General features: G+C 69.9%; 27 protein-coding genes. 19 read left to right on the forward strand and 8 right to left on the reverse strand.

Features of this window, described 5'->3' with window-relative positions; all coding sequences use genetic code 11:
• Positions 1-46: 46 nt before the first annotated feature.
• Positions 47-559, reverse strand: a complete 513-nt coding sequence (locus tag GON04_RS15420; protein ID WP_157398950.1) for a DUF1993 domain-containing protein — start codon at positions 557-559, stop codon at positions 47-49.
• Between the two features lie 107 nt (positions 560-666).
• Between GON04_RS15420 and GON04_RS15425 the strand changes: the two genes are divergently transcribed.
• Together GON04_RS15425 and GON04_RS15430 are read left to right on the forward strand one after the other, a co-directional pair.
• Complete coding sequence (locus GON04_RS15425) at positions 667-1,674, forward strand: D-2-hydroxyacid dehydrogenase family protein (RefSeq protein WP_157398951.1); 1,008 nt, start codon at positions 667-669, stop codon at positions 1,672-1,674.
• Between the two features lie 44 nt (positions 1,675-1,718).
• A complete protein-coding gene (locus GON04_RS15430; protein ID WP_157398952.1) occupies positions 1,719-2,867 on the forward strand; it encodes an MFS transporter in 1,149 nt (382 codons plus the stop codon).
• Between the two features lie 10 nt (positions 2,868-2,877).
• Here GON04_RS15430 and GON04_RS15435 read toward each other — a convergent pair whose 3' ends face one another.
• Positions 2,878-4,905, reverse strand: a complete 2,028-nt coding sequence (locus GON04_RS15435) for a type IV pilus assembly protein FimV (protein ID WP_157398953.1) — start codon at positions 4,903-4,905, stop codon at positions 2,878-2,880.
• Positions 4,906-5,014: 109 nt separating this feature from the next.
• Here GON04_RS15435 and GON04_RS15440 point away from each other — a divergent pair, with 109 nt between their 5' ends.
• The 5 genes from GON04_RS15440 to GON04_RS15460 all read left to right on the forward strand — a co-directional run bounded on the left by GON04_RS15440 (position 5,015) and on the right by GON04_RS15460 (position 10,570).
• Positions 5,015-6,535 (forward strand): 3-hydroxyacyl-CoA dehydrogenase, encoded by a 1,521-nt coding sequence (locus GON04_RS15440; RefSeq protein ID WP_157398954.1) that lies wholly within the window; start codon positions 5,015-5,017, stop codon positions 6,533-6,535.
• 3 nt (positions 6,536-6,538) lie between these two features.
• Positions 6,539-7,318, forward strand: coding sequence for an oxepin-CoA hydrolase, alternative type (locus tag GON04_RS15445; RefSeq protein WP_157398955.1), 780 nt, complete (start codon positions 6,539-6,541; stop codon positions 7,316-7,318).
• 110 nt (positions 7,319-7,428) lie between these two features.
• Positions 7,429-8,151 carry a Crp/Fnr family transcriptional regulator gene (locus GON04_RS15450; RefSeq protein ID WP_157398956.1) on the forward strand — a complete coding sequence of 241 codons (723 nt, stop codon included), beginning with the start codon at positions 7,429-7,431 and terminating at the stop codon, positions 8,149-8,151.
• 5 nt (positions 8,152-8,156) lie between these two features.
• Entirely contained in the window at positions 8,157-9,260 is a 1,104-nt protein-coding gene (locus tag GON04_RS15455) for a phosphotransferase (protein ID WP_157398957.1), read from the forward strand.
• Between the two features lie 35 nt (positions 9,261-9,295).
• Entirely contained in the window at positions 9,296-10,570 is a 1,275-nt protein-coding gene (locus GON04_RS15460) for an acyl-CoA dehydrogenase family protein (protein WP_157398958.1), read from the forward strand.
• Positions 10,571-10,607: 37 nt separating this feature from the next.
• Here the strand turns inward: GON04_RS15460 and GON04_RS15465 are convergent, their stop codons facing one another.
• On the reverse strand, positions 10,608-11,312 hold the full coding sequence (locus GON04_RS15465; RefSeq protein WP_232533135.1) for a hypothetical protein: 705 nt from the start codon (positions 11,310-11,312) through the stop codon (positions 10,608-10,610).
• A 66-nt stretch (positions 11,313-11,378) separates the two neighbouring features.
• Between GON04_RS15465 and GON04_RS15470 the strand changes: the two genes are divergently transcribed.
• On the forward strand, positions 11,379-12,071 hold the full coding sequence (locus GON04_RS15470) for a glutathione S-transferase N-terminal domain-containing protein (RefSeq protein ID WP_157398959.1): 693 nt from the start codon (positions 11,379-11,381) through the stop codon (positions 12,069-12,071).
• A gap of 5 nt (positions 12,072-12,076) precedes the next feature.
• Here GON04_RS15470 and GON04_RS15475 read toward each other — a convergent pair whose 3' ends face one another.
• Positions 12,077-12,319, reverse strand: coding sequence for a hypothetical protein (locus tag GON04_RS15475; RefSeq protein WP_157398960.1), 243 nt, complete (start codon positions 12,317-12,319; stop codon positions 12,077-12,079).
• A gap of 146 nt (positions 12,320-12,465) precedes the next feature.
• On the opposite strand from GON04_RS15475, the gene GON04_RS15480 reads away from it, so the two are divergent.
• Positions 12,466-12,708 carry a hypothetical protein gene (locus GON04_RS15480; RefSeq protein WP_157398961.1) on the forward strand — a complete coding sequence of 81 codons (243 nt, stop codon included), beginning with the start codon at positions 12,466-12,468 and terminating at the stop codon, positions 12,706-12,708.
• A 262-nt stretch (positions 12,709-12,970) separates the two neighbouring features.
• Here the strand turns inward: GON04_RS15480 and GON04_RS15485 are convergent, their stop codons facing one another.
• Both GON04_RS15485 and GON04_RS15490 read right to left on the reverse strand, forming a co-directional pair.
• Positions 12,971-13,441, reverse strand: a complete 471-nt coding sequence (locus GON04_RS15485) for a hypothetical protein (protein WP_157398962.1) — start codon at positions 13,439-13,441, stop codon at positions 12,971-12,973.
• A gap of 116 nt (positions 13,442-13,557) precedes the next feature.
• A complete protein-coding gene (locus tag GON04_RS15490; RefSeq protein WP_232533136.1) occupies positions 13,558-13,983 on the reverse strand; it encodes a response regulator transcription factor in 426 nt (141 codons plus the stop codon).
• A gap of 514 nt (positions 13,984-14,497) precedes the next feature.
• On the opposite strand from GON04_RS15490, the gene GON04_RS15495 reads away from it, so the two are divergent.
• The 4 genes from GON04_RS15495 (at position 14,498) to GON04_RS15510 (ending at position 17,534) form a co-directional block, all read left to right on the forward strand.
• The gene (locus tag GON04_RS15495) at positions 14,498-15,853 is read left to right on the forward strand and encodes a sensor histidine kinase (RefSeq protein WP_181653603.1); all 1,356 of its coding nucleotides are present in this window, start codon (positions 14,498-14,500) and stop codon (positions 15,851-15,853) included.
• Positions 15,850-16,476 carry a response regulator transcription factor gene (locus tag GON04_RS15500; RefSeq protein ID WP_157398964.1) on the forward strand — a complete coding sequence of 209 codons (627 nt, stop codon included), beginning with the start codon at positions 15,850-15,852 and terminating at the stop codon, positions 16,474-16,476. Before GON04_RS15495 ends, GON04_RS15500 begins: the two co-directional genes overlap by 4 nt.
• 82 nt (positions 16,477-16,558) lie before the next feature.
• Entirely contained in the window at positions 16,559-16,996 is a 438-nt protein-coding gene (locus GON04_RS15505) for a response regulator transcription factor (protein WP_157398965.1), read from the forward strand.
• Between the two features lie 115 nt (positions 16,997-17,111).
• Positions 17,112-17,534 carry a hypothetical protein gene (locus tag GON04_RS15510; RefSeq protein ID WP_157398966.1) on the forward strand — a complete coding sequence of 141 codons (423 nt, stop codon included), beginning with the start codon at positions 17,112-17,114 and terminating at the stop codon, positions 17,532-17,534.
• A gap of 73 nt (positions 17,535-17,607) precedes the next feature.
• Here GON04_RS15510 and GON04_RS15515 read toward each other — a convergent pair whose 3' ends face one another.
• Positions 17,608-18,438 carry a hypothetical protein gene (locus tag GON04_RS15515; protein ID WP_157398967.1) on the reverse strand — a complete coding sequence of 277 codons (831 nt, stop codon included), beginning with the start codon at positions 18,436-18,438 and terminating at the stop codon, positions 17,608-17,610.
• 184 nt (positions 18,439-18,622) lie between these two features.
• On the opposite strand from GON04_RS15515, the gene GON04_RS15520 reads away from it, so the two are divergent.
• The 3 genes from GON04_RS15520 to GON04_RS15530 all read left to right on the forward strand — a co-directional run bounded on the left by GON04_RS15520 (position 18,623) and on the right by GON04_RS15530 (position 22,589).
• The gene (locus GON04_RS15520) at positions 18,623-19,669 is read left to right on the forward strand and encodes an Lnb N-terminal periplasmic domain-containing protein (protein WP_157398968.1); all 1,047 of its coding nucleotides are present in this window, start codon (positions 18,623-18,625) and stop codon (positions 19,667-19,669) included.
• A gap of 136 nt (positions 19,670-19,805) precedes the next feature.
• Positions 19,806-20,273 (forward strand): hypothetical protein, encoded by a 468-nt coding sequence (locus GON04_RS15525; protein ID WP_157398969.1) that lies wholly within the window; start codon positions 19,806-19,808, stop codon positions 20,271-20,273.
• Between the two features lie 60 nt (positions 20,274-20,333).
• Positions 20,334-22,589, forward strand: a complete 2,256-nt coding sequence (locus GON04_RS15530; RefSeq protein WP_198349307.1) for a patatin-like phospholipase family protein — start codon at positions 20,334-20,336, stop codon at positions 22,587-22,589.
• A gap of 145 nt (positions 22,590-22,734) precedes the next feature.
• Here GON04_RS15530 and GON04_RS15535 read toward each other — a convergent pair whose 3' ends face one another.
• Complete coding sequence (locus GON04_RS15535; protein ID WP_157398971.1) at positions 22,735-23,307, reverse strand: BPSL1445 family SYLF domain-containing lipoprotein; 573 nt, start codon at positions 23,305-23,307, stop codon at positions 22,735-22,737.
• Between the two features lie 312 nt (positions 23,308-23,619).
• On the opposite strand from GON04_RS15535, the gene GON04_RS15540 reads away from it, so the two are divergent.
• The 3 genes from GON04_RS15540 to GON04_RS15550 are packed head-to-tail and all read left to right on the forward strand — an operon-like array spanning position 23,620 to position 26,249.
• Complete coding sequence (locus GON04_RS15540; RefSeq protein ID WP_181653604.1) at positions 23,620-23,955, forward strand: hypothetical protein; 336 nt, start codon at positions 23,620-23,622, stop codon at positions 23,953-23,955.
• On the forward strand, positions 23,952-25,322 hold the full coding sequence (locus tag GON04_RS15545) for a DUF3300 domain-containing protein (RefSeq protein ID WP_157398973.1): 1,371 nt from the start codon (positions 23,952-23,954) through the stop codon (positions 25,320-25,322). The genes GON04_RS15540 and GON04_RS15545 overlap by 4 nt, the downstream gene beginning before the upstream one ends.
• Positions 25,323-25,343: 21 nt before the next feature.
• Positions 25,344-26,249: a DUF2950 domain-containing protein gene (locus GON04_RS15550; protein ID WP_198349309.1), complete on the forward strand. Its 906-nt coding sequence runs from the start codon at positions 25,344-25,346 to the stop codon at positions 26,247-26,249.
• Positions 26,250-26,315: the final 66 nt, after the last annotated feature.

Here is a 26,315-nt window from a genome sequence, read left to right on the forward strand (position 1 = left end):
TGGGCGCGTTGCCCGGGCAGGCAATGCCCGAGGCGTCGCCCGAGGTTTACTGGGCGCCGGCCAGGTAGTCCGCCTTGCCCAGCTCCACCCCGTTGTGCCGAAGGATGGCGTAGGCGGTGGTCACGTGGAAGAAGAAGTTGGGCAGCACCCAGTGCTTCAGGTACGCCTCGCCCTTCATGGTGCGCGTCGCCTCGCGTCCTACCGGGAAGGTGATGTCCTTGTCCTCGGTGCCGTCGATCTTCTCGACCGGCACGGTGTCCAGCCACGCCAGGGTCTTGGCGATGCGGGCCTTCAGTTCCTCGATGGTCGTTTCGGTGTCCTCGAACTTCGGCGCCTCCACGCCCGACAACCGCGCGATGCCCAGCTTGGGGCCGTCGCAGGCGATCAGGACCTGCCGGGTCAGGGGCAGCATGTCCGGCGCCAGGCGCGCGACGGTCAGCACCTGGGGATCGAACTTGCGCGCCTGCGCGTGCGCCAGGCCCTTGTCGAGGATGTGGCTGAGGTTCTTCAGGGTGGTGCGGAAGATCGGCAGGCTGGCCGAAGCCATCGAAATCGCCATCAAAAGTCTCCTGGGTGTGCGGATGGAAAGGCGCGATGCTAGCGGCACCCGGCCAACTCTGCCGAGCATGCCGCCGTTGCCCGCGCGGCTCGCGGCACAATCGCGGCATGAACATCGTGATCCTCGACGATTACCAGGATGCCGTGCGCAAGCTGCAGTGCGCGACCAAGCTCGAGGCCTATCCCGCCAAGGTCTACACCAACACCGTCAAGGGCATCGGCCAGTTGTCGGTGCGGCTGCGCGATGCCGACGTCATCGTGCTGATCCGCGAGCGCACGCACATCTCCCGCCAACTGCTCGAAAAGCTCCCCCGCCTGAAGCTCATCTCGCAGACTGGCAAGGCAGGCGCCCACATCGACATCGAGGCCTGCACCGAACGCGGCGTGGTCGTGACCGAGGGCACCGGTTCGCCGGTGGCGCCGGCCGAGCTGACCTGGGCGCTCATCATGGCCTCCATGCGGCGGCTTCCCCAGTACATCCAGACCCTCAAGCACGGCGGCTGGCAGCAGTCGGGCATGAAGTCGGCTTCGATGCCGGTGAACTTCGGCCTGGGCACGGTGCTGAAGGACAAGACGCTGGGCATCTGGGGCTACGGCAAGATCGGCCAGCTGGTGGCCGGCTACGGGCGCGCCTTCGGCATGAAGGTGATGGTGTGGGGCCGCGAGGGCTCGCGCTCGCGCGCCCAGACCGATGGCCACCAGGCCGCCGAAAGCCGTGAGCAGCTGTTCGCCCAGAGCGACGTGCTCAGCCTGCACCTTCGCCTGAACGCCGAAACCGCGGGCATCGTGAAGCTCGAGGACTTCGGCCGCATGAAGCCCACTTCGCTGTTCGTCAACACCTCGCGCGCCGAACTGGTCGAGTCCGATGCGCTCCTCGCCGCCCTCAACCGGGGCCGGCCCGGCATGGCGGCCGTCGACGTGTTCGAGAGCGAACCCATCCTGCAGGGCCACGCGCTGCTGCGGCTGGAAAACTGCATCTGCACCCCGCACATCGGCTACGTGGAGCAGCAAAGCTACGAGATGTACTTCGGCGCCGCCTTCGAGAACGTGGTCAACTTCATCGAGGGCCATCCGACCAACATCGTCAACCCCGCGGCCTTGCAGGTCCGGCGCTGAACGCCCCCGCCGCGCCCCGGGCCACGACGCCGGCACGGCGCGGCATGCCGGCCGTCCTGTGGGCGCTGCTGTGCGGCAACTTCGTCATCGGCGCCGGCGTGATGGTGGTGCCCGCCACCCTCAACGACATCGCCGATTCCTTCCGGATCACGGCGGCCGCCGCTGGCCAGCTGATCACCGTCGGCGGCATCGTGATGTGCGTGTGCGCGCCGCTGTGCGCAACGGTGGTGGCCGGCTGGGACCGGCGACGGCTGCTCGCCCTGTCGATGCTCTGGTACGCCCTGCTGCACCTGGCCTGCGCCGCCGCGCCCGGCTTCGCGTCGCTGCTGCCCCTGCGCGCCCTGGCCGTCCTGGCCCCGGCCGTCTTCACGCCCCAGGCGGCGGCCTGCGTCGGCCTGCTGGTGCCCCCAGCGCAGCGGGGTCGGGCCATCACCTTCGTCTTCCTCGGCTGGTCGCTCGCATCGGTGCTCGGCATGCCGATCGGCGCCTGGATCGGCGGCAGCTTCGGCTGGCGCGCCGCCTTCCTGCTCGTCGCGCTGCTGTCGGTGGCCAGCGCGGCCTGGGTCTGGCGCGCCATGCCGGACGGCGTGCGCCCGCAGGCACTGTCGCGCGCGGCGTGGGGCCAGGTCTTGCGCTCGCCGCCGCTGATGCTGTGCATCGCCGTCACCACGCTCTACGCCGGCGGCCAGTTCATCCTGTTCTCGTACTTCGCGCCCTACTTCCGAAATGTGCTGGCCGCCACGCCAGCCCAGCTTGCCCTGTTGTTCATGTGGTTCGGCCTGTTCGGCGTCGTGGGCAACCTGCTGATGGCGCGCTTCATCGACCGGCTCGGCGCCGACCGGTGCGTGCTGGTCGCGATCTGCTGCATGGCGGCCAGCCTGGCCGCCTGGCCCCTGGGGACCACGCTCTGGCTGGCTGCGCTGGTCTGCGTGCCGTGGGCGCTGGGGTGCTTCTCGTCCAACTCGGCGCAACAGGCCCGCCTGGTGGGTCTCGCTCCCGGCCTGGCGTCCGGGTCGATCGCCCTCAACTCGTCGGCCATGTATGCGGGCCAGGCGGTGGGCGCCGCCACGGGCGGCTGGCTCATCGCCCTGAACGGCTACGGCAGCCTGAACTGGGTGGGCCTGGGCTCCATGCTGCTGGCCGTGGCCGCCAGCGTGGCCGCCGGCCGGGCGACGAGGACGGCACCGGCCTGACACCCGCGCCTCATTCGCGGGTCTTCTTCGCCTTCATGGACGACAGGTCGATCTCGGGCAGGTCGAAGTCGAGCAGGTGGCTGTCGCCGTCGCCGGGGTGGGCGGCGCCGATCAGCGCCTCCTCCCCCGCTGCGGGCTCGTCGAGGTTGATGTCCAGTTCGATGTCCGAATCGGCGCCCTGGTGGGCGTCGGCTGCCGATGCCATGGCCGACAGCGGGCTGATCGAGGTGGCCGAGAAGCCGGACGGCTCGGATCCCTGCGGCTGGCCCATGTCACCGAAGAACGACGAGGTGCGGCCGTCCTCCTCCTGCGACACCAGCTCGGTGCCGACGTGGTGGAGCAGCAGCAGGTCGCGGTAGGCCTGCAAGGTGAACGCGTTCGTGCCGTCCACGCTGGGCCCGCGGAAGATCGACTCCTCGATGACGTCGAGCACGCGGCGCGACGGCCACAGGGCCACGATGCGCGTCATCGCGTTCTCGTACGCCTCCAGGCCGGCGCTGGCCTCGGTGTAGTTGTCGAACTCCGGCACCTCGGCGTTGTAGCCGTGCGCGAACTGCCGGCGCACCCACTCGTAGTCGTGCCGCCGGTCGAGCTTGTGGTAGATGTCCATCAGGTCGAGCCAGGCGACCGCGCTGGTCTCCGGGTTCATGCTGATGTGGCTGCGCAGCACCTCAATCGCGCGATCGAACTCGCCCAGGGAGATGAAGAAGTCCGCCTCCTGCTGCACGTCGTGCAGTTCCTCGGCCCGCAACGCCCGCAAGCCCGCCGAATTGCTGGCGCGGAAGTCCTCGCCGCGCAGCGACGGCGAAAAGTCCGAGGTGGGCCGCAGCAGCGGAGCCGGCGCCGCCGGCCTGGGCCGGCCGGCATCCCGGTCGAGGTCGACCGAGTCCGGACGGGACGGGGTCGGGACCGAGACCCGCGTGGCAGCCGGGGCCGAGCGGATCGCCCGGGCCGGCCGGCTGTCGATCGAATCGTCGCCGGCACGCCACCACTGCGCGGCTCCGGGCGCGTCGGCCACGCTGCCGCGGCGGCGCCAGGCCCAGGTGGCCACCAGGGCAGCCGCGAGCGCCAGCAGCGCCAGGCCGTACACCAGCGGATTGGCGTAACGCTCGGTCTCGGCCTTCTGCAGCTGTCCGCGGACATCGGCCAGCGCCCGTTCGTTGCGCTGGATCGATGCGCGCAGGCTGAGCAGGTCCTTCTCCAGCGACTCCAGCCGTTGCGCCTCGCGCAGCAGGTCCTCGGGCCGTGCATTCAGTGACCGCCACAAGGCCGCGGCGGCGGCACGCTGCTCGTCGGTCGTCGCGGGGCCCAGCGACAGACCGCTACTCATGCGCAGGACCGGATCGCCGGGCGGCAAGGAAAGGTCCAGCGGCTCGAGCCGCAACCGGGCTGTGGGCGCTGCCGCCCGCCCCGCCGCCGCGGACGGGCGCGGCTGCACGGTGCGCGGCGGGCGTGCTTCCTGGCGGACGACAGGGGGGGCGCTGCGCGCAGCTTCCTGCGAACCAGTCTGAGGAGCTGCCGGTGCCGCCGGGTCGGCTGGCGCCGGGATCGCCGCCGCACGCGCCGCCCGTGACGGCCGCGGAGCAGGCGCAGCGGCGGTGCGGCCAACCTCCACGACGGGCTCGTCCGCGGAGGGCACCGGGCGGGCCAGCCTCGGCACGGCCTCGCTGCGGGGATCGGGCTGCTCGGCCAGCAAGACCAGCCGCCGGGTCGACCGGTTCCGGCAGCCGACGTTCAGGTAGACGGTGACCACCGGCTCGTTGATCGTCGCGCTGGCGCGCACGCGCACCGTGGCGCCGGCGCCGCCCGGTTCGATCTGGGTGGAAATCCGCCCGGCGGGCAGCCGGGTGTCGCCGTAGAAGACTTCGGCGTCGGCGCACTCGGGAACGGCCTCGCCGCTGGCCTCGAACACGACCGGCACGGTGACTTCGAGCGGGCGGCCGATGAGCGCGACGCCCTGCACGCGCCCGAGCGTCAACGCTGCGCTGCCCGAAGCGGCCGCGCAGGCGAGGACGCCGACGGCAAGTCGTCGGGGCAACGCAAAGGTCTTCATGAGTTGGGCGCCATTCTTGCACAGGGCCCCTGCCGCCCGGTCCCCGATGCGACCGCCTTGAGGGGCGCGAAAGGCCTGCCAGATAATCGTCGCCATGCAAACTCTCTACAGCACTGTCGGGGTGGTCGGCGCCGGTGCCATGGGGCGCGGCATCGCGCAGATCGCCGCCCAGGCGGGCAGCACCGTGGTGCTCTACGACACCCAGCCCGAGGCCGTCCGGCGTGCCGTGCAGGACATCGGCGCCCAGTGGGACCGCCTGGCCGAGAAGGGCCGGCTGGACGCGGCGGCCGTCCAGGCCTGCAAGGAGCGCCTGCGCCCGGCCGAGACCCTGGAGCAACTGGCCGCCTGCGACCTGGTCGTGGAGGCCGTGGTCGAGCGCCTCGACGTCAAGAAGGACCTGTTCGGGCGGATCGAGGGCATCGTCGGGCCCGACGCCGTGCTGGCCACCAACACCTCGTCGCTGTCGGTCACCGCCATCGCCGCCGGCCTGAAGCGCCCGCAGCGGTTCGCCGGCTACCACTTCTTCAACCCGGTTCCCCTGATGAAGGTGGTCGAGGTCATCGCCGGGCTGAAGACCGACCCGGCCGTGTGCGAGGCACTGGCCGCGCATGCCCGGCAGATGGGCCACACGCCGGTGCAGGCCCAGGACACGCCCGGCTTCATCGTCAACCACGCCGGCCGTGGCTACGGCACCGAAGCGCTGCGGATCGTCGGCGAAGGCGTGGCCGACTTCGCCACCATCGACCGCATCCTGAAGGACCAGGTCGGCTTCAAGCTGGGCCCGTTCGAGTTGATGGACCTCACGGCGCTGGATGTCTCGCATCCGGTGATGGAGTCGATCTACCGCCAGTACTTCGACGAGCCGCGCTACCGGCCCAGCGTCATCACGGCGCAGCGGTTGTCCGCTGGCGTCGTCGGCCGAAAGTCGGGCGAGGGCTTCTACCGCTACATCGACGGCAAGGCGCAGGTGGCGCCGGAACCCGCCGTGCCCACGGTCGACGAGTTGCCGCCGGTCTGGGTGTCGACCCGGGCGGCCCGGCGCGCCGAGCTGTACCAGCTTCTGAAGGACCTCGGTGCACGCATCGAGACCGGGCAATCTCCCTCGGCCCAGGCCCTCACGCTGGTGGCGCCGCTCGGCTTCGACGTGACCACCGTGGCGGTGGTCGAGCGGCTCGATCCCGCCCGCACCGTCGGCATCGACCTGCTGGTCGAGGACACGGCCACCAGGCGCCGCGTGCTGGCCACCAACCCGGCCACACGGCCCGACATGCGCGATGCGGCGCACGCCCTGTTCGCGCGCGACGGCAAGCCGGTGAGCGTCATCCGCGACTCGGCCGGTTTCGTCACCCAGCGCGTGGTCGGCACCATCGTCAACATCGCGTCCGACATCTGCCAGCAGCGCATCTGCAGCCCGCAGGACCTGGAGACTGCCGTCACGCTCGGGCTGGGCTACCCGCTCGGGCCGCTGGCCATGGGCAACCGCTGGGGCCCGGCCAACGTGCTCGAAGTGCTGTTCAACATGCAGACCGTCTACGGCGACCCGCGCTACCGCCCCAGCCCGTGGCTGCGCCGGCGCGGCGCCATCGGCCTGTCGCTGCTGCAGGAAGAGAGCTGAACCATGGCGGCCGAACTCAAGAGCACCAGCCACGGCGCCACCATGGTGCTGACCATCAGCAACCCCGAGCTGCGCAACGCGCTCGGGCCGGAGATGTACGCCGCCGGCGTCGAGGCGCTCAACGCTGCCGACAAGAACCCCGAGGTGCGCAGCGTCGTCATCACCGGCGAAGGTGGCCTGTTCTGTGCCGGCGGCAACCTGCAGCGGCTGCAGGCCAACCGCCAGGAGCCGCCGGAAGTCCAGGCCCAGAGCATCGAGGGCCTGCACGACTGGATCGAGACCATCCGCAGCTTTCCCAAGCCGGTGATCGCGGCCGTCGAGGGGCCGGCGGCCGGCGCCGGGTTCTCGCTCGCGCTGGCCTGCGACTTCATCGTCGCCGCCTCCAACGCCGTGTTCGTCATGGCCTACAGCAGCGTGGCCCTGTCGCCCGACGGCGGCGCCACCTGGTCGCTCGCCCGCACCCTGCCCCGCCAGATCGCGGCCGAACTGCTGATGGGTGGCGAGCGCATCGGCGCCGACCGGCTCCATGCCTTGGGCGTGGTCAACCGGGTGGTGGCCGAAGGCAGCGCGCTGGCTGAAGCGCTGGCGCTGGCCGAACGGCTGAACGCGCGCGCCCCCAACGCGCTGGCCAGCATCAAGGAACTGCTCGACGAGGCGGCCGGTGCCACCTTCCACCAGCAGCTGGGCAGCGAGCGCGACCACTTCGTGCGCAACCTGCACCATCCCAACGCCGGCATCGGCATCGCGGCCTTCCTGGCCAAGGACAAGCCGAAGTACGGCTGATCCCCCGCCCCGCGCCACGGGGCGGGTGGCGCGCGGGTGACAACCCTGAACAGGGACGCTCGTCCCGCGCGCGACAATTCCGACGCGCGCAGTCGCTGACAGGACAGACCATGGACGAGCCCATTCTTACGATCGAGGAACGCGAGGCCATCAATGGCGGTCGCTGGTTTTCCTCCCTGTCGCCTTCGCTGCGCCATGACATCCTCCGATGCGCCTACGTCAAACGCTACAAGGACGGCGAACTGATCGCCGCCCGCGGCGACCCGCCGGAGGAATGGATCGCCTGCGCGCGCGGCGCCGTGCGGGTGAGCTCCACCTCGGTCTCGGGCAAGCAGATCACCCTCACCTACGTCGAGCCGGGCATCTGGTTCGGCGACGTCGCGATCTTCGACGGCGACCGGCGCACGCACGACGCCTATGCACATGGCGACACCTCCATCCTGTGCGTCGCCAAGGCCGACTTCCGCAAGGTGCTGGCGTCGCATGTGGAGCTATACGAAGCGCTGCTGCGGCTGCACGCGCGGCGCATCCGCCAGCTGTTCGGCCTGGTCGAGGACCTCAACACCCTGCCCCTGCGGGCGCGCCTGGCCAAGCAGCTGGTGCACCTGGTGCGCAGCTACGGCGTGCCGCAGCTGGCCGACGGCAGCGAGATGCGCATCGGCCTGCACCTCGCACAGGAGGAGCTGGCGCAGCTGCTGGGCGCCTCGCGCCAGCGCGTGAACCAGGAGCTCAAGGCGATGGAGCGCGAGGACGTCATCCGCATCGAGCCCGGCGGGCTGGTGGTGCGCAACCGCGAGGCGCTGATGCGCATCGTCGACACCGACAACTCCTGAGACCCATGGCAGATTTCGACCATTTCGTGGGCACCCGCGCCGTCGGTGACCAGCACGCCTTCGACACCGACGCCCTCACCGCCTGGCTGGAAAAGAACCTGCCGGGCTTCCAGGGCCCGCTGTCGGCCTCCCTGTTCAAGGGCGGCCAGTCCAACCCGACCTACAAGCTCGACACGCCCTCGCGCAGCTACGTGATGCGAGCCAAGCCCGGCCCGGTCGCCAAGCTGCTGCCCTCGGCCCATGCCATCGAGCGCGAATTCGCGGTCATGACGGGCCTGGCCGGCACCGGCGTGCCGGTGCCGCGCATGTTCTGCCTGTGCGAGGACGAGTCGGTCATCGGCCGGGCGTTCTACATCATGGAGTTCATGCAGGGCCGCGTGCTCTGGGACCAGGCGCTGCCGGGCATGGCCCCGTCGGAGCGCGAGGCCATCTACGACGAGATGAACCGCGTCATCTCCGCCCTGCACACGGTGGACTTCGCGGCGCGCGGACTGGCCGGCTACGGCAAGCCGGGCAACTACTTCGAGCGCCAGATCGGCCGCTGGAGCAAGCAGTACAAGGCTTCGGCCGACGGCACCGGCCCCATGAGCCAGCCGATCCCGGCGATGGAACAGCTGGTCGACTGGCTGCCGGCGAACATCCCGGCCGCCGCCCGCGATGCCGGCAAGGTGTCCATCGTCCACGGCGACTTCCGCCTCGACAACCTGATGTTCCACCCCACCGAGCCGCGCGTGGTCGCCGTGCTCGACTGGGAGCTCTCGACGCTGGGGCATCCGCTGGCCGACTTCAGCTACCACTGCATGTCGTGGCACATCCCGCACGGCTCGTTCCGCGGCATCGGCGGACTCGACCTGGCCGCGCTGGGCATCCCGGACGAAGACGACTACATGCGCCGCTACTGCGACCGCACCGGCCTGGCCACCGTCGCCGACCTCAAGGCCGACTGGAACTTCTACATGGCCTACAACATGTTCCGCATCGCCGCCATCCTGCAGGGCATCGCCAAGCGGGTGGAGGCCGGCACCGCGTCCAGCGCGCAGGCCGCCGCCTCGGGCGCCAGCGCCCGCCCCATGGCCGAGCTGGCCTGGCAATTCGCGCAGCGCGCCTGACCACCGACTTTCCACGCCGTCACCGAAAGGCATCCATGGACTTCGAGTACTCCCCCAAGACCCGTGAACTGCAGGCCAGGCTGCTGAAGTTCATGGATGACCACATCTACCCGAACGAGAAGACCTACAAGCAGCAGCTCGAGGCCAACACGGCCGCCGGCAAGCGCTGGACGCCGCTACCCGTCATCGAGGAGTTGAAGAAGAAGGCGCGCCCGGCCGGGTTGTGGAACCTGTTCCTGCCGGTCGACAGCGCCGCCGCCTCGGGCTACGACGGCGCCGGCCTGACCAACCAGGAGTACGCGCCGCTGGCCGAGATCATGGGGCGCGTGCCCTGGGCGCCCGAGGTGTTCAACTGCTCGGCGCCGGACACCGGCAACATGGAGACCATCGCCCGCTACGGCTCGGCGGACATCAAGGCGCGCTGGCTCAAGCCGCTGCTCGAAGGCGAGATCCGCTCCGCTTTCGCGATGACGGAGCCGGAGGTCGCGTCGTCCGACGCCACCAACATCTCGACCCGCATCGAGCGCCAGGGCGACGAGTACGTGATCAACGGCCACAAGTGGTGGATCTCGGGTGCCGCCGACCCGCGCTGCAAGGTCTTCATCACCATGGGCAAGACCGACCCCGAGGCGCCGCGCCACTCGCAGCAGAGCATGGTCATCGTGCCCGGCGACACGCCCGGCATCCGCATCGTGCGGCCGCTGAACGTGTTCGGCTACGACGATGCTCCGCACGGCCACGTCGAGATGTACTTCGAGAACGTGCGCGTGCCGGTCGGCAACATGTTGCTGGGCGAAGGCCGTGGCTTCGAGATCGCCCAGGGGCGCCTGGGCCCCGGACGCATCCACCACTGCATGCGCCTGATCGGCCTGGCCGAGCGCGCCCTGGAGTTCATGTGCCGCCGCTCGCTGTCGCGCGTCGCATTCGGCAAGTCCGTCGCGCAGCAGACCGTCACGCAGGAACGCATCGCCGAGGCCCGCTGCAAGATCGACATGGCGCGCCTGCTCACGCTCAAGGCCGCATGGCTGATGGACGTGGCCGGCAACAAGGTGGCCAAGTCCGAGATCGCCATGATCAAGGTGGTGGCACCCAACATGGCCTGCCAGGTCATCGACTGGGCCATGCAGGCGCACGGCGGCGGCGGCGTCAGCGACGACTTCCCGCTCGCCAGCGCCTACGCCAACGCCCGCACGCTGCGGTTCGCCGACGGCCCGGACGAAGTGCACCGCAACGCCATCGCCAAGTGGGAACTGGGCAAGTACGGCAGCTACGGCCGCGACGCCGAGGCCGCGGTCACGCGCGGCAGCTGAAGACGTGCCCTCGGGCGGGCCACGGCCCGCCGGGGGATCAGGCGCTGCCGGTGCCGAACGCGCCCAGCGCGTTCTCGCAGGCCGTGGTGAAGATGGCGGCCGCGTGCTGCAGCGCCGGCATGTGGCCCGCGCTGGCCTGCATGCGCAGGTAGACCTTGCCCCGCAACAGCAGCAGCATGAACGGGACATCGGCCGCCGGCGCGGGCGCCGGCCACTCCATCAGTTGCTGCGCCAGCAGCGGATCGAGCCAGGCAAGCGCGTTCGCCCGGTCGTCCGAGACCACCGAATACCGGGACCAGAACGGCCGCGGGATGCTGTCCCAGCCGGTTTCCTCGTACATGGCCAGCAGCCGCATCTCCTCGGGCAGGTTCGGATCGATGCTGGTCTGCAGCGTGTCGGTGTAGAGAGCGTAGGCCTGCTTCTCCAGGGCGTCCTTGAGCGGCCGGTTCATCAGGACGACCAGCACCTGGGGATCGAGGCCGAGTTCGGCGCGGCCGCGCAGTTCGTCGCCCCGGATGTACTTGCGGCTGGGCCGCCCCACCTCCATGCGCCAGGGCTTGCCCCCGACCCGTCCCTGCACGGCGAACGCGGCGCCGGCGGGCTGGCTGCTGAAGTGGAAGCCCTGGGTGGCGGCCCATTCGGACACCGGGTCCAGCGCAGCCGCCGAGGCCGCGGGCACCGTGGCCGAAGGCTTGACCGCCTTGGAATCCTTGCCGAGTACCTTCTTGAGCCGGTCGAACATGGGATGGCCGTTGGGGCTACAGTCGTGCCGCATTATCGAGTCAAACTCAGCCATGGAGTCCCACGAATGATCGATGTTTTCAGCTGGCCGACACCCAACGGCCACAAGGTGCACATCCTGCTGGAGGAGTGCGCATTGCCCTACCGCGCACATCCGGTGAACATCGGCACCGGTGACCAGTTCCAGCCGGACTTCCTGGCCATCAGCCCGAACAACAAGATTCCCGCGCTGACCGACCCGGACGGCCCGGACGGGCGTCCCATCTCGCTGTTCGAGTCCGGCGCGATCCTGCTGTACCTGGCCGGCAAGACCGGTCGCTTCCTGCCCGAAGGCGTGCGCGAGCGCTACGAGGTGCTGCAGTGGCTGATGTTCCAGATGGGCGGCGTCGGCCCCATGCTGGGCCAGAACCACCACTTCCGGCAGTACGCGCCCGAGAAGCTGCCCTACGCCATCGACCGCTACACCAACGAGGCCAGGCGCCTGTATGGCGTCATCGACCGGCGCCTGGCGGCCAGCCCGTGGCTGGGCGGCAAGGAGTACTCCATCGCCGACATCGCCACCTGGCCGTGGCTGCGCAACTGGAAGAACCAGGGCATCGAGCTGTCCGACTACCCGCACCTGCAGGCCTGGTTCCACGCGATCGAGGAACGCCCGGCCGTGCAGCAGGGCGTCAAGGTGCTGGCCGACCTGCGCAAGCCGATCACCGACGAGAGGTCGCGCGAGATCCTGTTCGGCAAGACCCAGTACGAGCGCCGCTAGGAAGCCTACGGAATCGGCGTTGCGTGCGCGTCGTTGGCCGCGGCGCGCAGCATCACCAGCGCCAGCGTGAGCTTGCTGTTCGCCTCGGCCCGCAGGCGCGAAGCGGTCTGCACGAGGGCGTCGGCGGGCGGCGGCCCGTCGGCCAGCCGGTGCGCATCCTGCGCCCGGGCGAGCTGGGCTTCGACGACGCGCGCCTCCTCGTCCGCCTGTTTCCAGGCCGCGTAGGCAGTGTGCTCGTCGTTCGGCATGCACGCATGGTAGTCGGGCCTCGTCGAACCTCAAGGCCGGTTCGTCGGGGGCCCCACCAGCACCCCGCTCACCAGACGCCCCGCTCGTGTCTGCTTTTGCTGACAGACAAGTAGGCCGCCGCCGACTCATCAGCTAGCATCGTCGCGTGCTCGCGTTCACCCACTGGCTCCGAACCGATCCCCGCCGCCTGTGCGTCGTGGGCGTCTGGCTATCGCTGGCCGGTGTCGCCACGACATTCACCTCGCTCACGTCGGGCCAGCCCCTCGCCGGCCTTGCCACCGGTCTCCTGCTCACTGCCATCGGGAGCTGGACGAAGGCTGCGGGCCGCGATCTCTTCCGCCGCGATCGCACCCTGCGCCGGTGCGCCGCACTGCACCCCCGCGATTGATGACAGGGTGCGCGTGGCATCCATGCCAGCGCCGTTACAACTTGAGCGGTTTGCAAGGTCGTCTTACAGACGAGCCCGTCCTGCTGTGCCGACACTGTCCCCAACAAGAAACGAAGGGAGACCGCACATGGACTTCGATACACCGGGCCTGCTGGGAAGCCGTACGTTCTGGGCCGCCGGCCTGTTGAGCGCCGCCTGCTGGAGCATCCTCGCGCTGACCCTGCTGCACTGATCGCAACGGCCCTCGACGGGCCCTCCTGGCTCAGCGCAGGTTCATCACGACGCTGAAGGTGAGTCCGGACGTTCCCAGCATGCCGACCTCGACCGCGAGGTCGGGCCGCAGCCTGTACCCCAGCGACGGCACGATCACCGGCGAGAAGCCGTTCTTGTTCAGCGGCACCTTGTTGTCGTAGGGCGGCTTGTAGCCGTAGACGATACCCGCCGTCCACGACCAGTACGTGTCGGCCCAGCCGAAAGGGTTCTGGTACTCGCGGCCCCCGAAGGCATACACGCAGGGCTGCCCGAACGAATTGCGGAAGGCCGCCCCGCCGAACATCCAGCCGTCGGACCGCACGCGCGCCAAGCTCACGCCCATCGCATCCTTGTGCTCGGGGCTGTCCGAAAAGTGCAGGGTGTAGGGGCTGATCCTCAGCTGCAGGCCTTCCGGGTCGTAGCCGGCCGACGCCGCCAATGGCAACAACAGGATGGCAAGCAGGGCATGGTGGATACGCACGAATCCGGTCCGTCAACGGCTGTAGCGGAAGGCGATTGTCGCCAATCCCGCGCCTGCTCGTCTGCAGGGACCTTGGTCCAAGGCGGTGCGTCCGGCGGACCGGCGCAGCGCAAGCCTCACCGGCCGACGCGTTCGCAAAGGCGCACCAGTTCCGCGAGCGACTCGGCGCCCATCTTGGCCATCACACGGCCGCGATGAACCTTCACGGTCCGCTCGGCGATGCCCATCTCCGATGCGATCTGCTTGTTCAACCGGCCGACCACGACGCGCGAGAGGACCTGCTCCTCCCGATCCGTCAGGACCGCCAGGCGCGCATGGATGCGCGCGCGCTCCTCGCTGCCGTTGGGATCCGCAACGTGATGCGGCTGCGAGTCATCCCTGCGCCAGGCCGTGAGATCGGTCTGGAACCTGGCCACCGGGGACAGAAGGCCTTCCGTCATTGCACGGGGCTGAGGCACGTAGCCGTGCACACGAAGCACCCGCTCCATCTCGACCTCGGCCTCGACGTCATCGTCGGATAACAGGATGTAGTACGAGCGCATGACAACATTCCTCTGGAGTTCTCTGCCTTGCCCGTTCGGGTATAGCGGTGCCCATGCCGGTGCGCTAGGGGGTCCGCGTTCGCAAACGTTACGCATACCGGCCTCCATCGACGGCCCCGCGGGTCGCGCGATGCGGGTCGCTGCACCGGACCCATCCGGGCGGAGGCCGGTTTCCTGCTGACCCAGTTGGCACATGGCGTGTCCGTCGCATGTGGCATCGGGCATTGCGAAGACAGCCCGTTTCACGCTCACGAGACGACACATCGGAGGCTGCCATCCGACGAACGGCCGGGCAGGTTCCTCGGTGGTCACGAACGAGACGCACTGGTGCCTCAGCACTGCCCCAAGGTTCTATGGCGAGTCCAAAACCTCGGCGATAGGCTCCACTGTCGACCAACGTGGGCCGCGATGCAACGAACATGAACCCTCGGGCCATCACCACATGCCGCACGCCGCGCCCCCGTGGCGCCGAAGGGCCGCGCCGGCCTCCCAAACGCCGGGCGGCAGGATGGGCATGACGACGGGACGCCTGCTCGTCACGGCGGCCGTTGCCGGCTTCGTGGGCTGCATGCTCGCCGGCAATCGACGGCCAGGGCCTCCAGTCACGCTGCGGTCGGGACCTGGCACCAGCCGCAGGGCGTCGTCCTGGCATGCACTCGTCGAAACGCTGACGCTCGCCTCGCTGGTGTGGCGGTGGCATCGCCACACCGTCCTCGAGGCCGAGCTGCAGGACCGAGGACGGTCGCTCAACCAGGCCGTCACGGCGCTCGGGCTGGGCATGTGGTCCTGCGATGCGGACACCTCCCTGTTCCACGCCAACCGCTTGTTGCGAGAAGAACTTGGCCTTCCGGCCGGTGCGCGCTGCACGAGCACGGACTACCTGCGGGCCATCCACGAGGAAGACCGGCCGCAGGTGCAGGCTGCCTTCGATGCGGCCTGGCGCGACGGTTCGCCCGTCGACATCGAGCACCGGATCGCCAGCACTGACGGCAACACCCGGTGGGCGGTGACGCGGGCCAACGCCGAACTCGGCATCGATGGCCGCGTGGTCCGGCTGCGCGGCATCCGCATGAGCATCAGCCCGCGCAAGAACGCCGAACTAGACGCCGAGAAATCGCGCGCACAGCTGACCCACCTGGTGCGTGTCGGCATGCTGGGACAGCTGTCCGGCGCCCTCGCCCACGAATTGAACCAGCCGCTGACGGCCATCCTCGCCAACGCGCAGGCCGCGCTGCGGTTCCTCAAGCGCAATCCGGTGGACCACGCCGAGGTGGTGGCGATCCTGGAAGACATCGTGAGCGACGACAAGCGGGCCGGCGAGGTCATCCAGCGGCTGCGGGCCCTGTTCGTCCGCGGCGAGGCCCGCTTCGACCGCGTGGACGTCAACAAGCTGGTGGATTCGATCACCCAGCTGGTGCACAGCGACCTGATCGCCCGCGACGTCACCGTCATCAAGGCCCTGTCGCGCGACCTTCCCGAGATCGCCGGTGACCACGTGCAGCTGGAGCAGTTGCTGCTGAACCTCGTGATGAACGCGACCGACGCGATGGCCGACACGCTGCCGGCCCTGCGCCAGGTCACCATCCGCACCGAGGTGCACGACGGACAGGCCCTGCTCTCCATCATCGACCGCGGCAAGGGCATTGCGCCGGACCAGCTCGACGCCATCTTCCAGCCCTTCGTCACGACCAAGGACCTGGGCATCGGCCTGGGCCTGGCCATCAGCCGCAACATCGCCACCGCCCACCATGGCCGGCTATGGGCCGAGCCGAACGAGTTCGGTGGCGCCACGCTGAAGCTGTCGCTGCCGCTCGCCAGCGACGCCCCGCTGCACTCGGGCCTCCAGCCCTTCCTCTCGGAGTCCGCATGAACGTCACCTCCACCCCTGAAGCGGCCACGGTGTTCGTCGTCGACGACGACCCGTCCGTCCTGAAGTCGCTGACCCGCCTGCTGGGCTCGGCGGGCCACAAGACCGTTCCGTGCGGCGATGCCGAAGAGTTCTTCGCCCGCCACGACCCGGGCGTGCCGGGCTGCCTGCTTCTCGACCTCCAGATGCCCGGCCTCAATGGCATGGAGATCCAGAAGAAGCTCGCCGCCTCCGGCAATCCGCGCCCCATCGTCTTCCTCACCGGCCATGCCGACGTGTCCACCAGCGTCCAGGTCATGCGCGCCGGCGCCGCCAACGTGCTGACCAAGCCGGCGCCCGAGAAGGAACTGCTCGACGCGATCGCCGAGGTGGTCGCCCAGGACCGGGCAACGCGGGAAGCCAGCGACGCCGTCGCGGCCGACCGTCGGCGGCTGGAGTCCCTCACGCCCCGCGAGCACGCCGTGTTCGACCTCGTGATCCAGGGCATGGCCAACAAGTGCATTGCCGCCGAGCTGGATATCGTCGAGAAGACGGTCAAGGTGCACCGCGGGCGTGTGATGCACAAGCTGGGCGTGCGCTCGGTGGCGCGCCTGGTGCAGCTGGCCGACCGCCTGGGCCTGTGCTGATAGCCGCCGCCATGGTGGCGCCGGATTGGACAGGGGACCAAGGTCCTATGGGAACAGCGCGCGGCTCCCCTATGCTGGGGCCATGTCGAATGTGGCTGCGTTGATCCACGTCGTGGATGACGAGCGGGCTGTCCGCAACGCACTCAAGCGCCTGTTCCGCTCCACGGGCATGCGCGTGGAGGCGTTCGGAAGCGGGCACGAGTTCCTCGACGCCATCATGGCGCGGCATGTGCCCGACTGCGTGGTGCTCGACATCCGGATGCCGGCCATCACGGGGTTCCAGGTCCAGGCACGCCTGAAGGCCGCCTCCCTGGCGGTCCCTGTCATCTTCCTCACGGCGCTGGACGAGATCGGCGACGAGGAACGGGCCATGCAGTCCGGCGCATTCGCCTTCCTGCGCAAGCCTGTCGACGAGAACGCCCTGCTGTCGAAGGTCGAGCGGGCCGTCCAGGAGCGCCGGCGCGAACGGGGCCTGCCCCTGGCCGGGAGTGACGCCGACCGGCCGTCGCTTCTCGACTGAGGCCGGGCCGGCCCCGGCCCCGTGGCTCTGCTGCCGGCGCTGCAGACCAAGGGCAACCACCGTGGGACCAAGGTCCTATTTGCGATTGCCCCGCCACGATCCACAGTGTCCAGGCATGCTGCGATACCCGCCGGTCGGCGACCTCCAGCATCCGCACGAACCAACCTGGAGAAACGACATGAACGCATCATCGAAGGTGGCCGTCGCCCTCTTCACACTCGCCTTCGCGGCTGTGGGTTTCGCACAGACGCAGCCGCGCTCGCGCGCCGACGTCAAGGCCGAGGGCAAGGCGGCGGAAATCACGCCGACTGAGCAGGAAGGCGTGTCGGCCGGTGGGACCCCCACCAGCAAGTCCACCTCCCGCGCCCAGGTCAAGTCCGAAGCCAAGGGTGCCAAGGTCGACTCGCGCAGCGGCACGCAGAAGTCCTTTGAACAGCCCGCCGCCAGCGGGAAGAGCCGGGACCGTGCCGACGTAAAGGCCGAAGCCAAGGCCTCGGGCAAGAACACGCCGGTCGTCGAAGGCGGGGCGGCCAAGTAGGTCGCACAGCGCTCCCCGGCGACGCCGGGGAGCAGGCGGCCGGTCCCGTCCCGGGCCGGCGCCCCATGTCTCCTCACCAGTGCCAGACGGCAGCGATGGCGGGGCCATCCAGCCTGAGGCTGCCGATCGGCTGGTCGGGCTGGAACTCGTAGTCGACGCGCCGCCAGCTGCCCACCAGGTCCCCCCAGGCGAACGCGTAGCCGAGGCCGGCGGACGCCTGCCACGTGTACCGCGACTGCCCGGCCCCGATGTCGAAGTAGTAGGGCACGAACCAGGTACGCCCCGTCCCCAGCACGATGCGCCCCTTGACGCCCACCACGGGGTCCCAGTTGGTCGTGCCGGAGGACAGGTTGCCGCCCCGGGCCGGCAGCGGGAACTGCCCGACGTTGCCGCCCAGTTGCCAGCTCACCCGCTGCTCGACATCGATCCTGCGGAAGCCGCCGAAGACGTCCAGGGTCCAGTCGGAATACGACAGGAACCGGTAGCTGGCGGCCGTGGTCCAGAGCGAGCCCTTGACGCTGAAGTCGACGCTGGCGCTGGCGTCGGCCGGCAGGCGGTTTCCCCCGATGAACAGGTCCCGGGTGCCGGACGTCTCGTCGCCGAGGTCGAAGTAGGCGAAGTCGGTGAACACGCCCCAGCGGCCGCGGTTCACCTCCAGGCTACCCATGAACATCGACTGCACGTTCTGCAGGAGTTCCTTGGCACGCACGCCGACGTCGCTGCCCCCGCCGGGCTGCGGGAAATTGCTGCTGCCGCTGACCGAAGGAAGGTAGCCGTAGAGGCTGATCGACGTGCGCCAGGGCCCGGGGTCCGCCCACGCGGCACCCTGGGCCGCTGCCGATCCGGCCGCCAGCACGCCGACGATCGGGAACGCGAGCGACAGCACGCTGGAACGGGTCTGCATGGCTGTCCTCCGTCGGTGGCCGCAGGCACCATAAGGGCGGCCCCGATGCGAGGTCCATTGGACCTTGGCCCCATGCTGGCGCGGGGCCGCGATGCGGCCAACGTCCAATCGACAGCGCCCGGCGGCCGCCTAGGCTGGGACCCGGGCGAGCCATGACCGCAACAACCACTGCACCCCCGCCACCATGACCCGGGCCATCCGATTCGTGGGACTGCTGTGCGCGGGGCTGCTCGTCGTCGGGTGCACGGCGTGGGGCGCGCTGGCGCTGCTGTACTACGACCCCGCGAGCCCCCTGCTTCGCCAGGCACTGGCGGTGGCGTTCGGTATCGCCGGGCTGGCCGCGCTCATCGCCCTCGCGCGGCCCCGCTGGCGCTGGCGAGGCGTCGGCCTGTTCGCGGCCCTGTTCGCGCTGCTGCTCGGGGCCTGGTCCGGCCTGCAGCCGACCAACGAAGCGGACTGGCAGCCCGAGGGCGCGCGCATCGCGTCGGCCCGCATCGACGGCGACCAGGTCACCGTGCACAACGTCAGGAACTTCGCCTACCGCACCGAGACGGACTTCACGCCATCCTGGGACGACCGGACCTACGACCTGCGGCGGCTCGACGGGGTGGACCTGGTGGCGGTGTACTGGATGGGGCCCGCCATCGCGCACGTCTTCCTCAGTTTCGGCTTCCGCGACCAGGGGCACCTCGCCATCTCCATCGAGGCACGCAAGAAGCGCGGCCAGAGCTATTCGTCCGTCGACGGGTTCTTCCGCCAGTACGAACTGCAATACGTCGTGGCCGACGAACGCGACGTCATCCGCCTGCGCACCAACTACCGGCGCGATCCCCCGGAGGAGGCATACCTGTACCGCCTGCAGGGCAGCAACGCCGACGCGCGCCGCCTGTTCCTGGCCTACCTCACCAAGATCAATTCGCTGAGTGAACGGCCCGAGTTCTACAACACGCTGCTGGCCAACTGCACCAACAACATCTGGGTCCATTCGCTGGCCAACCCGGGCCACGTGCCCTACTCGTGGAAGATCCTCGCCAGCGGCCATGTCCCGGAATACCTGTACGGGCTGGGCAAGCTCGACACGAGCGTGCCCTTCCCCGTCCTGCACGAGCAGGCCCACATCAACGAGCGGGCGAAGCAGGCCGATGCGGCTGCGGACTTCTCGGCCCGGATCCGGGCCGCACCGGGGCCTGCCGCGAAGGCCTCGCCCGCCGTCGATCCGGCCGGCCGCTGAGGGACGGTCCGCCGCTGGTTCACCGCCCCGCGGCGATTGGCCCAAGGTCCACTTCCTCACGCATGACCCGGCCACTAGGCTGGGTCCTGTCGACCATCGCGTCACACCAGGAGGTCCGCCGCCGGCGGACGTCGCCATGCACTCCACTCCACGTACCCTCCTCCTCGCCGCCGCCCTGGCATCGGCGGCTTCCCTGGCCCTCGCGGCCAAGCCCATCGCCTACCCGGCCAAGGGTCAGTCCCAGCAGCAACAGACCAAGGACGATGGGGAATGCGGCGGCTGGGCCACCCAGCAGACCGGCGTCAATCCCAATGCCCCGCCACCGGTTGCGGCGGCGCCGGCCCAGGGACGGGTCGGCGGCGGAATGGCGCGCGGCGCGGTCGCCGGCGCGACCATCGGCGCCATCGGCGACAACGACGTGGGCGAGGCAGCCGCCAAGGGCGCCGTGATCGGCGGGGTGGCGCGCGGCGCCAGGAACCGGAGCAACCAGGAAGCGGCGGCCCAGCAGAACCAGCAGTCACAGGCCCAGTACGCGCAGAACCTCGACACCTTCCATCGAGCCTGGGGCTCGTGCATGGCGGGTCGCGGGTACACCCTGAACTGACGCTGCGCCATGGACAGTCCGCACAAACGGAGGGCGGACGGCCGGCGCATTGCGCGCCCCTTGCGGCCGGACCGGCTTCTGCGGGGCGCCACGAGAGCCCTTGCATTCGCGCTGGCCCTGGGCTGCGCCGAGCACACGGCTGTCGCGGCCGACGGCGCGCCCGCCGGCGGCCCCAAGCGCCCCCGCATCGGGCTGGTCCTGGGCGGCGGCGGCGCCAAGGGCGCCGCCCACATCGGCGTGATCAAGGCGCTGGAGCAGTTGCGCATCCCGGTCGACTGCATTGCCGGCACCTCGATGGGGTCCATCGTGGGAGCGGCCTACGCGACGGGCATGTCGGCGCGGGAACTCGAGGGCGCCATCACCGAGATCGACTGGAGGGACGTCCTGCGCAGCGCCCCGCGCGAGGAAGTGCCATTTCGCCGCAAGGAGCTGGACGCCGTCTTCACCAACGGACTGGAACTGGGGATCAAGGACGGCAACGTGGTGTTTCCCGGCGGCCTCGTCCCCACCCACCGCATCGAATCGGTGTTCCGGCGCATCGTCGCCGCCGCGGGTTCCAGCGCCGATTTCAACCGCCTGCCGATTCCTTTCCGCTCGGTCGCGACAGATCTCGAGACGGGCGAGATGGTGTTGTTCGACCACGGCGACCTGGCGGTGGCCATGCGCGCCAGCATGGCCGTGCCCGGCGCCTTCGCACCGGTGGAACACGAAGGCCGGCTGCTGGTCGATGGCATGCTGGTGCGCAACCTGCCGATCGACGTGGCGCGCAAGACCTGCGCCGACGTCATCATCGCCGTCCCGGTCGCCAACCCGCGCATTGCGCCCGACAAGCTGCGCAGCCTGCTGGCCGTCGCGGGGCAGGCCATGAACCTGGCCGTGGAAGCCAACGAACGGGAGCAGCTCGCCACGCTGGGCCCCAACGACGTCGTCGTCCGGGTGATCCTGAAGGACATCGGGTCGACCGATTTCGCACAGTCGAAAGACGCCATCCCCATCGGCGAGGCCGCCGCGCAGGCCGTCTCCGCGTCCCTGGCCCGGTACAGCCTGTCGCCCGCCGAGTACGCGCAGTGGCGCGCCAGCCTGGTCCAGCTCGCCACCGCGGCCCGCCCGACGATCGACGAGGTGCGGATGGTCGGGTTCGAGCGCAGCAACCCGGAGGCCATGCGCAAGCTGCTCGATTCGCAAGTCGGCGAGACCTTCGATCCCGACAAGGCCGCGGCGGATGCGAGCCGGCTCGTGGCCCAGCGCGACTACACGTCGGTGACGTCCGAGCTGGTGCAGGAAGGCGGCCGCAACGTGCTCGTCTACAACGCCGTCGAGAAGCCCTGGGGCCCGAACTACCTGACGTTCGACCTGAACCTGAGCACCGACATGAAGGGCAACACCGCCTGGGGCGCGCGGGTGAACTACGAGAAGCGCTGGCTGAACGACCGCGGCGGCGAACTGCGGGCGGGCCTCCAGGTCGGCCGCCCCAACCTGGCACAGGTCGAGTTCTACCAGCCCCTGGCCGCTGGGTCGCCGTTCTTCGTCGCTCCGTCCGCGTACTGGAAGCAGAACCTCGAGGATGTGTACTCGAACGGCTTCGCCATCGCGCAGGTCGACGTCAAGAGCTACGGGCTCAAGCTCGACGCCGGCGCCGCAATCGGCAGCTCGGGCGAGTTCCGGCTCGGCCTGCTGCGCGGCCAGAGCACTGTCATCACCAAGATCGGCGCGCCCGTCCTGCCCGACAGGCAGGAGGCCGACCTGGGGGCGGTGACGGCTCGCCTGGCCTTCGACACCCTGGACCAGCGGCTCTTCCCCAGCAGCGGCAACTTCGGCACGTTCAATGCGCTGATGTCCCGCACGGGGCTGGGTGCCAGCCAGGACTACAAGCTGGTCTCGGGCAGCCTCGGCCATACCTTCGACCTCGGCAAGAGTGTCGTCACCGCCGTCGTCCGCGCGGGGTCGGACCTCAACAGCCAGGCCCCCTACTACGACCAGTTCCGCCTGGGCGGCATGTTCAACTTCTCCGGCTTTCCCAATGGCTCGCTGGTGGGGCGCGAGTATGCATGGGGTGGCCTGATGTTCAGGCGCCGGCTGACATACCTGGCGGAAAGCGTCGGCTCGGCGATCTATGGCGGCCTGACCGCCGAGCTGGGCCAGGTGTACGAGCGGTTCGACGGCACCCGCGTGAGCGGAGCGATGCCCAGCGGCTCGCTGTTCCTGGGGATCGACTCCAAGGTGGGCCCGGTGTACATCGCCTACGGCCGGGCGCAAGGCGGCCACTCGGCCTTCTACGTGTACCTGGGCTCGTCGTTCGAAGCCTTCCGGCCCTGAGCAGCCGGGGTGGCTGGCGACAAGCGGCCGCCCACGAACACGCGCCGTGCGCACCGGTGGACGGCAGGCACGGCGCCAATGATGCCGGGCGCACCCGGGATGGGCCTGCGGCGACACCCCGCGGGGTGCCACCAGGCGGCTCGCCTCAGATCTCGAGGCGCGAGATCTTGGTCCCGTCGATGCTCAGGTTGGCCATGAGGCCGCCGTTGCCCACGACATAGCCGACGACGGGCTGCTGCGCCGTGGCGGTGGTCACGCGCGCGTCGGCATTGACGTCGACCAGCGTGACGCCGGCATCCAAGCCCGCCGTCCAGCCATTGCTCTTGACGAACTTGTCCAGTGCCTCTTGCGTCATGAACAGGAGGTACATGGCCTTGGAGTCGGCGCCGGCCAGCAGCCCGACCGAACCCGCGGTCGTGCTGTAGTAGCCGTTGGTCTTTCCACCGATGCGCAGGGCGCCCTGCCCATAGGAGCCGCCGACCAGGAAGCCGGCCGACACCACGGACGGAAACACCAGCACGCCCTTGGCCTTGGAGACCATCTCGCGGGACGAGTTCGCCTGGCCATAGAGCTTGGTCAGGGCATTGTCGACGCCGGCGTCGATCGCGGCTCGCTTCGAGGCCGGATCGCTGGAAGCACCCGTGCCGGTGGTGCTGCAGGCGGAGAGCACCGGGACGGTAGCCGCCGCGGCGATGGTGAGGAACTCGCGTTTGTTCATTGTGGATCTTCCGTTGGTGGTCGATGCGCGGCCTGGAAGCCGTGCATCCGGCCCCCGCCTTCCGGCGCGAGCCCGGCACAACCGTCCAGACGATGGGAAATCTAGTGGCGCGCCGGGGCCCTGCAAATGGGACCAAGGTCCCACCGGGCGGTACCCGCGCTGAGGTGGGGCCAAGGTCCAATGGCCGCCGGTTGGCCGCGGCACTATCGTCCGCCTGCGATCGGAAGCACCATGCAGCACGCCACCACACCCGTGATCCCCGAGGCGGCATCCAGCCGGACAGATGGCACCGCGGCCGGAAGGCGGCGCCGGATGCAGCCCCTCGCCTGGACCCTGCTCGCCGGCCTGGGCGTCGCCTGCCCCCTCGCCTGGTCGCAAGGCGTGCGTTCCGCGCAGGACACGCCGCTGGCGATGTTCGACGACGAGGACATCCGGCTGATGCAGGGCGCCATCCAGCAGGCGCTCGACAGCGGACAACGGGTGGAGTGGCGGAACGACAAGACCCGCAGCCGCGGGACCGCGACACCGTCGCCGGCCGCCACGGAGAACTGCCGCAACCTCGCGGTCGAGAACCGCCACAAGTCCAAGGTCGGCAATATGAAGTACCAGTTCTGCAAGGTGGACGGCACCTGGAAGGCTGTCTCATGACCTCTTCCATCCTGACCCGCGTGCATCGGAATCTCGCGTCGGCCCACGCCCGCGCGGCCGCCGCGCTCCTCCTCGGGGGTGCCATCTCGGCCGCCTGTGCCCAGCCGGCACCCGCTCCCGCCACGGGGGCACCGGCGGCAGCCCCGACGTCAACCGCTGCGTCCCCGAACGGCACGGCGGGCGCCCCGGCCGCGGCCGGCGCGACCGACATCGAGACCCTGGTCGGCCGCATCGCCCTGTACCCGGACGACCTGGTGGCCCTGATCCTGCCGGCCTCGACCTTCCCGCTCGAGATCGTGCAGGCCGACCGGTTCCTGGCCAAGCGCAAGGCCGATCCCAAGACACCGATCGACGACGGTTGGGACGACTCCGTGAAGTCGCTCGTCAACTATCCCGACGTCATCAAGATGATGAGCAACGACCTGGACTGGACGGCGGCGATGGGCGAGGCCGTGGTCGCCGACCAGGGCGAGGTGCTCTCGGCCGTGCAGGCCTTCCGCCGGCGCGCGCAATCCAGCGGCAACCTCAAGAGCGACGACAAGCAGACCGTGGTGGTCGAGAAGGAGATCATCACGATCGCCCCCTCCAACCCGCAGGTCGTCTACGTGCCCCAGTACGACCCCACCGTGGTCGTCCATACCGGCGCTCCGGCCTACGCCTACTACCCGACGCCCTACCCCAGCTACTACTACCCCTACGCCCCTGGTGCAGCCCTGGCGACCGGGCTGATCTGGGGTGCGGCCATGGGCGCGATCTGGAATGGCAACCACTACGGCGCGAACTACGGCGGCAACAACATCAACATCAACCGCGAAACCAACATCGGCGGGGGCGACCGCGAACGCAACCGCGAAGGCGGCGACCGGACGCGCAACACGGGTGGCGACCGCAGCAGGAACACGGCCAACGCCTCGTCGTCGAAATGGCAGTCCAGCAAGCAGCCGGGCCAGGTCGGCCGGTCGGTCGGCAGCAACTCCACGGCACGGGTCGGTGACACGGCGCGCGGCGGTGGTGCGGGCCGCAGTTCGACCGCGGCCGCAGGCGCCGGTCCTGGCGCCCGCGCGGGCGGAGGAGCCGCCGGTGGGGGTGCCGGCGGAGCCCGCGCGCAGGCTGGCGGCACCGCCTTCGACGGCTACGGCTCCGGCGGCCAGGCCCGTGGCGACAGCGCCCGCGGCGCGTCGAGCCGCAGCGCGTCGTCGTCGGCCGGCGCATCGCGTGCCTCCGCAGGCGGCGGTGCATCGCGGGCTTCCGCAGGCGGCGGTGGCGGCGGCCGCTCCATGAGCAGCGGCGGCGGCATGTCCCGCGGTGGTGGCGGGGGCGGCGGTCGCGGCGGCGGCGGTGGGCGCGGTGGTGGTGGCCGTCGCTGACTTCCAGGGGAGAACTCCATGATGCTGAAAACCCTCCTCGCCGCGGCGCTGCTTGCGCTGTGCGCCGGCGCGCAGGCCGCCGCCGACCAACGCACGTTCCCGACGCCCGCCGCTGCGGTGGAGGCGCTGAAGTCCGCCCTGAAGGCCGACGACGATCAGGCCCTGGTGACCATCGTCGGGGAGGCGCACAAGAACCTGGTCGTTTCCGGCGACCGGGCGAGCGACAAGGCCCGCCATGCCCGGGCCGCATCCCTGCTCGATGAATACACCACCCTCGACGACCGCGATCCGAACCGGGTGTTCCTGCTGGTCGGCGCGCAGGCATGGCCGCTGCCCGTGCCCATCGTGCGCGAGGGCTCGGCGTGGCGCTTCGCCAGCGAGGTCGGTGCCGAGGAAATGCTCAACCGCCGCATCGGCGCCGGCGAACGCAATGCCCTGACGGTGCTGCGCGCGTACGTCGGAGCGCAGCGCGACTATGCGGCGGTCGACCGCAACGGCGACGGCGTGCTGCAGTACGCACAGCGGCTGGCCAGTTCGCCGGGCAAGTTCGACGGCCTCTACTGGCCCAATGAACCAGGCAGTGGCGTCGGCCAGAGCCCGCTGGGTCCGCTGATCGCGCAGTCCTCGCTCGGGGCGGCGAACCGCAAGGCCGGCGATCCCTACGAGGGCTACCGTTTCCGCATCCTCACCCGGCAAGGGCCGGCCGCGCCGGGTGGTGCCTACAACTACATCATCAACGGCCGCATGCTGGCCGGGTTCGCGATGGTGGCCTACCCCGACGTCCCGGGCGAGACGGGGGTCCTGACCTACATCGTCAACCAGAACGGGACGGTCTACGGCAAGGACCTGGGCCGCAACACGCGCGCCATCGCCGAGAAGATGACCACCTTCGACCCCCAGCCGGGGTGGGAACCGACGGAGTTCTGAATCCTGGCGCTAGGACCTTGATCCAATAGACCGGTGGGTCGCCCGCGCCGACGATGCCCCCAAATC

This window comes from Ramlibacter pinisoli (genome assembly GCF_009758015.1).
GTDB classification, from domain to species: domain Bacteria; phylum Pseudomonadota; class Gammaproteobacteria; order Burkholderiales; family Burkholderiaceae_C; genus Ramlibacter; species Ramlibacter pinisoli.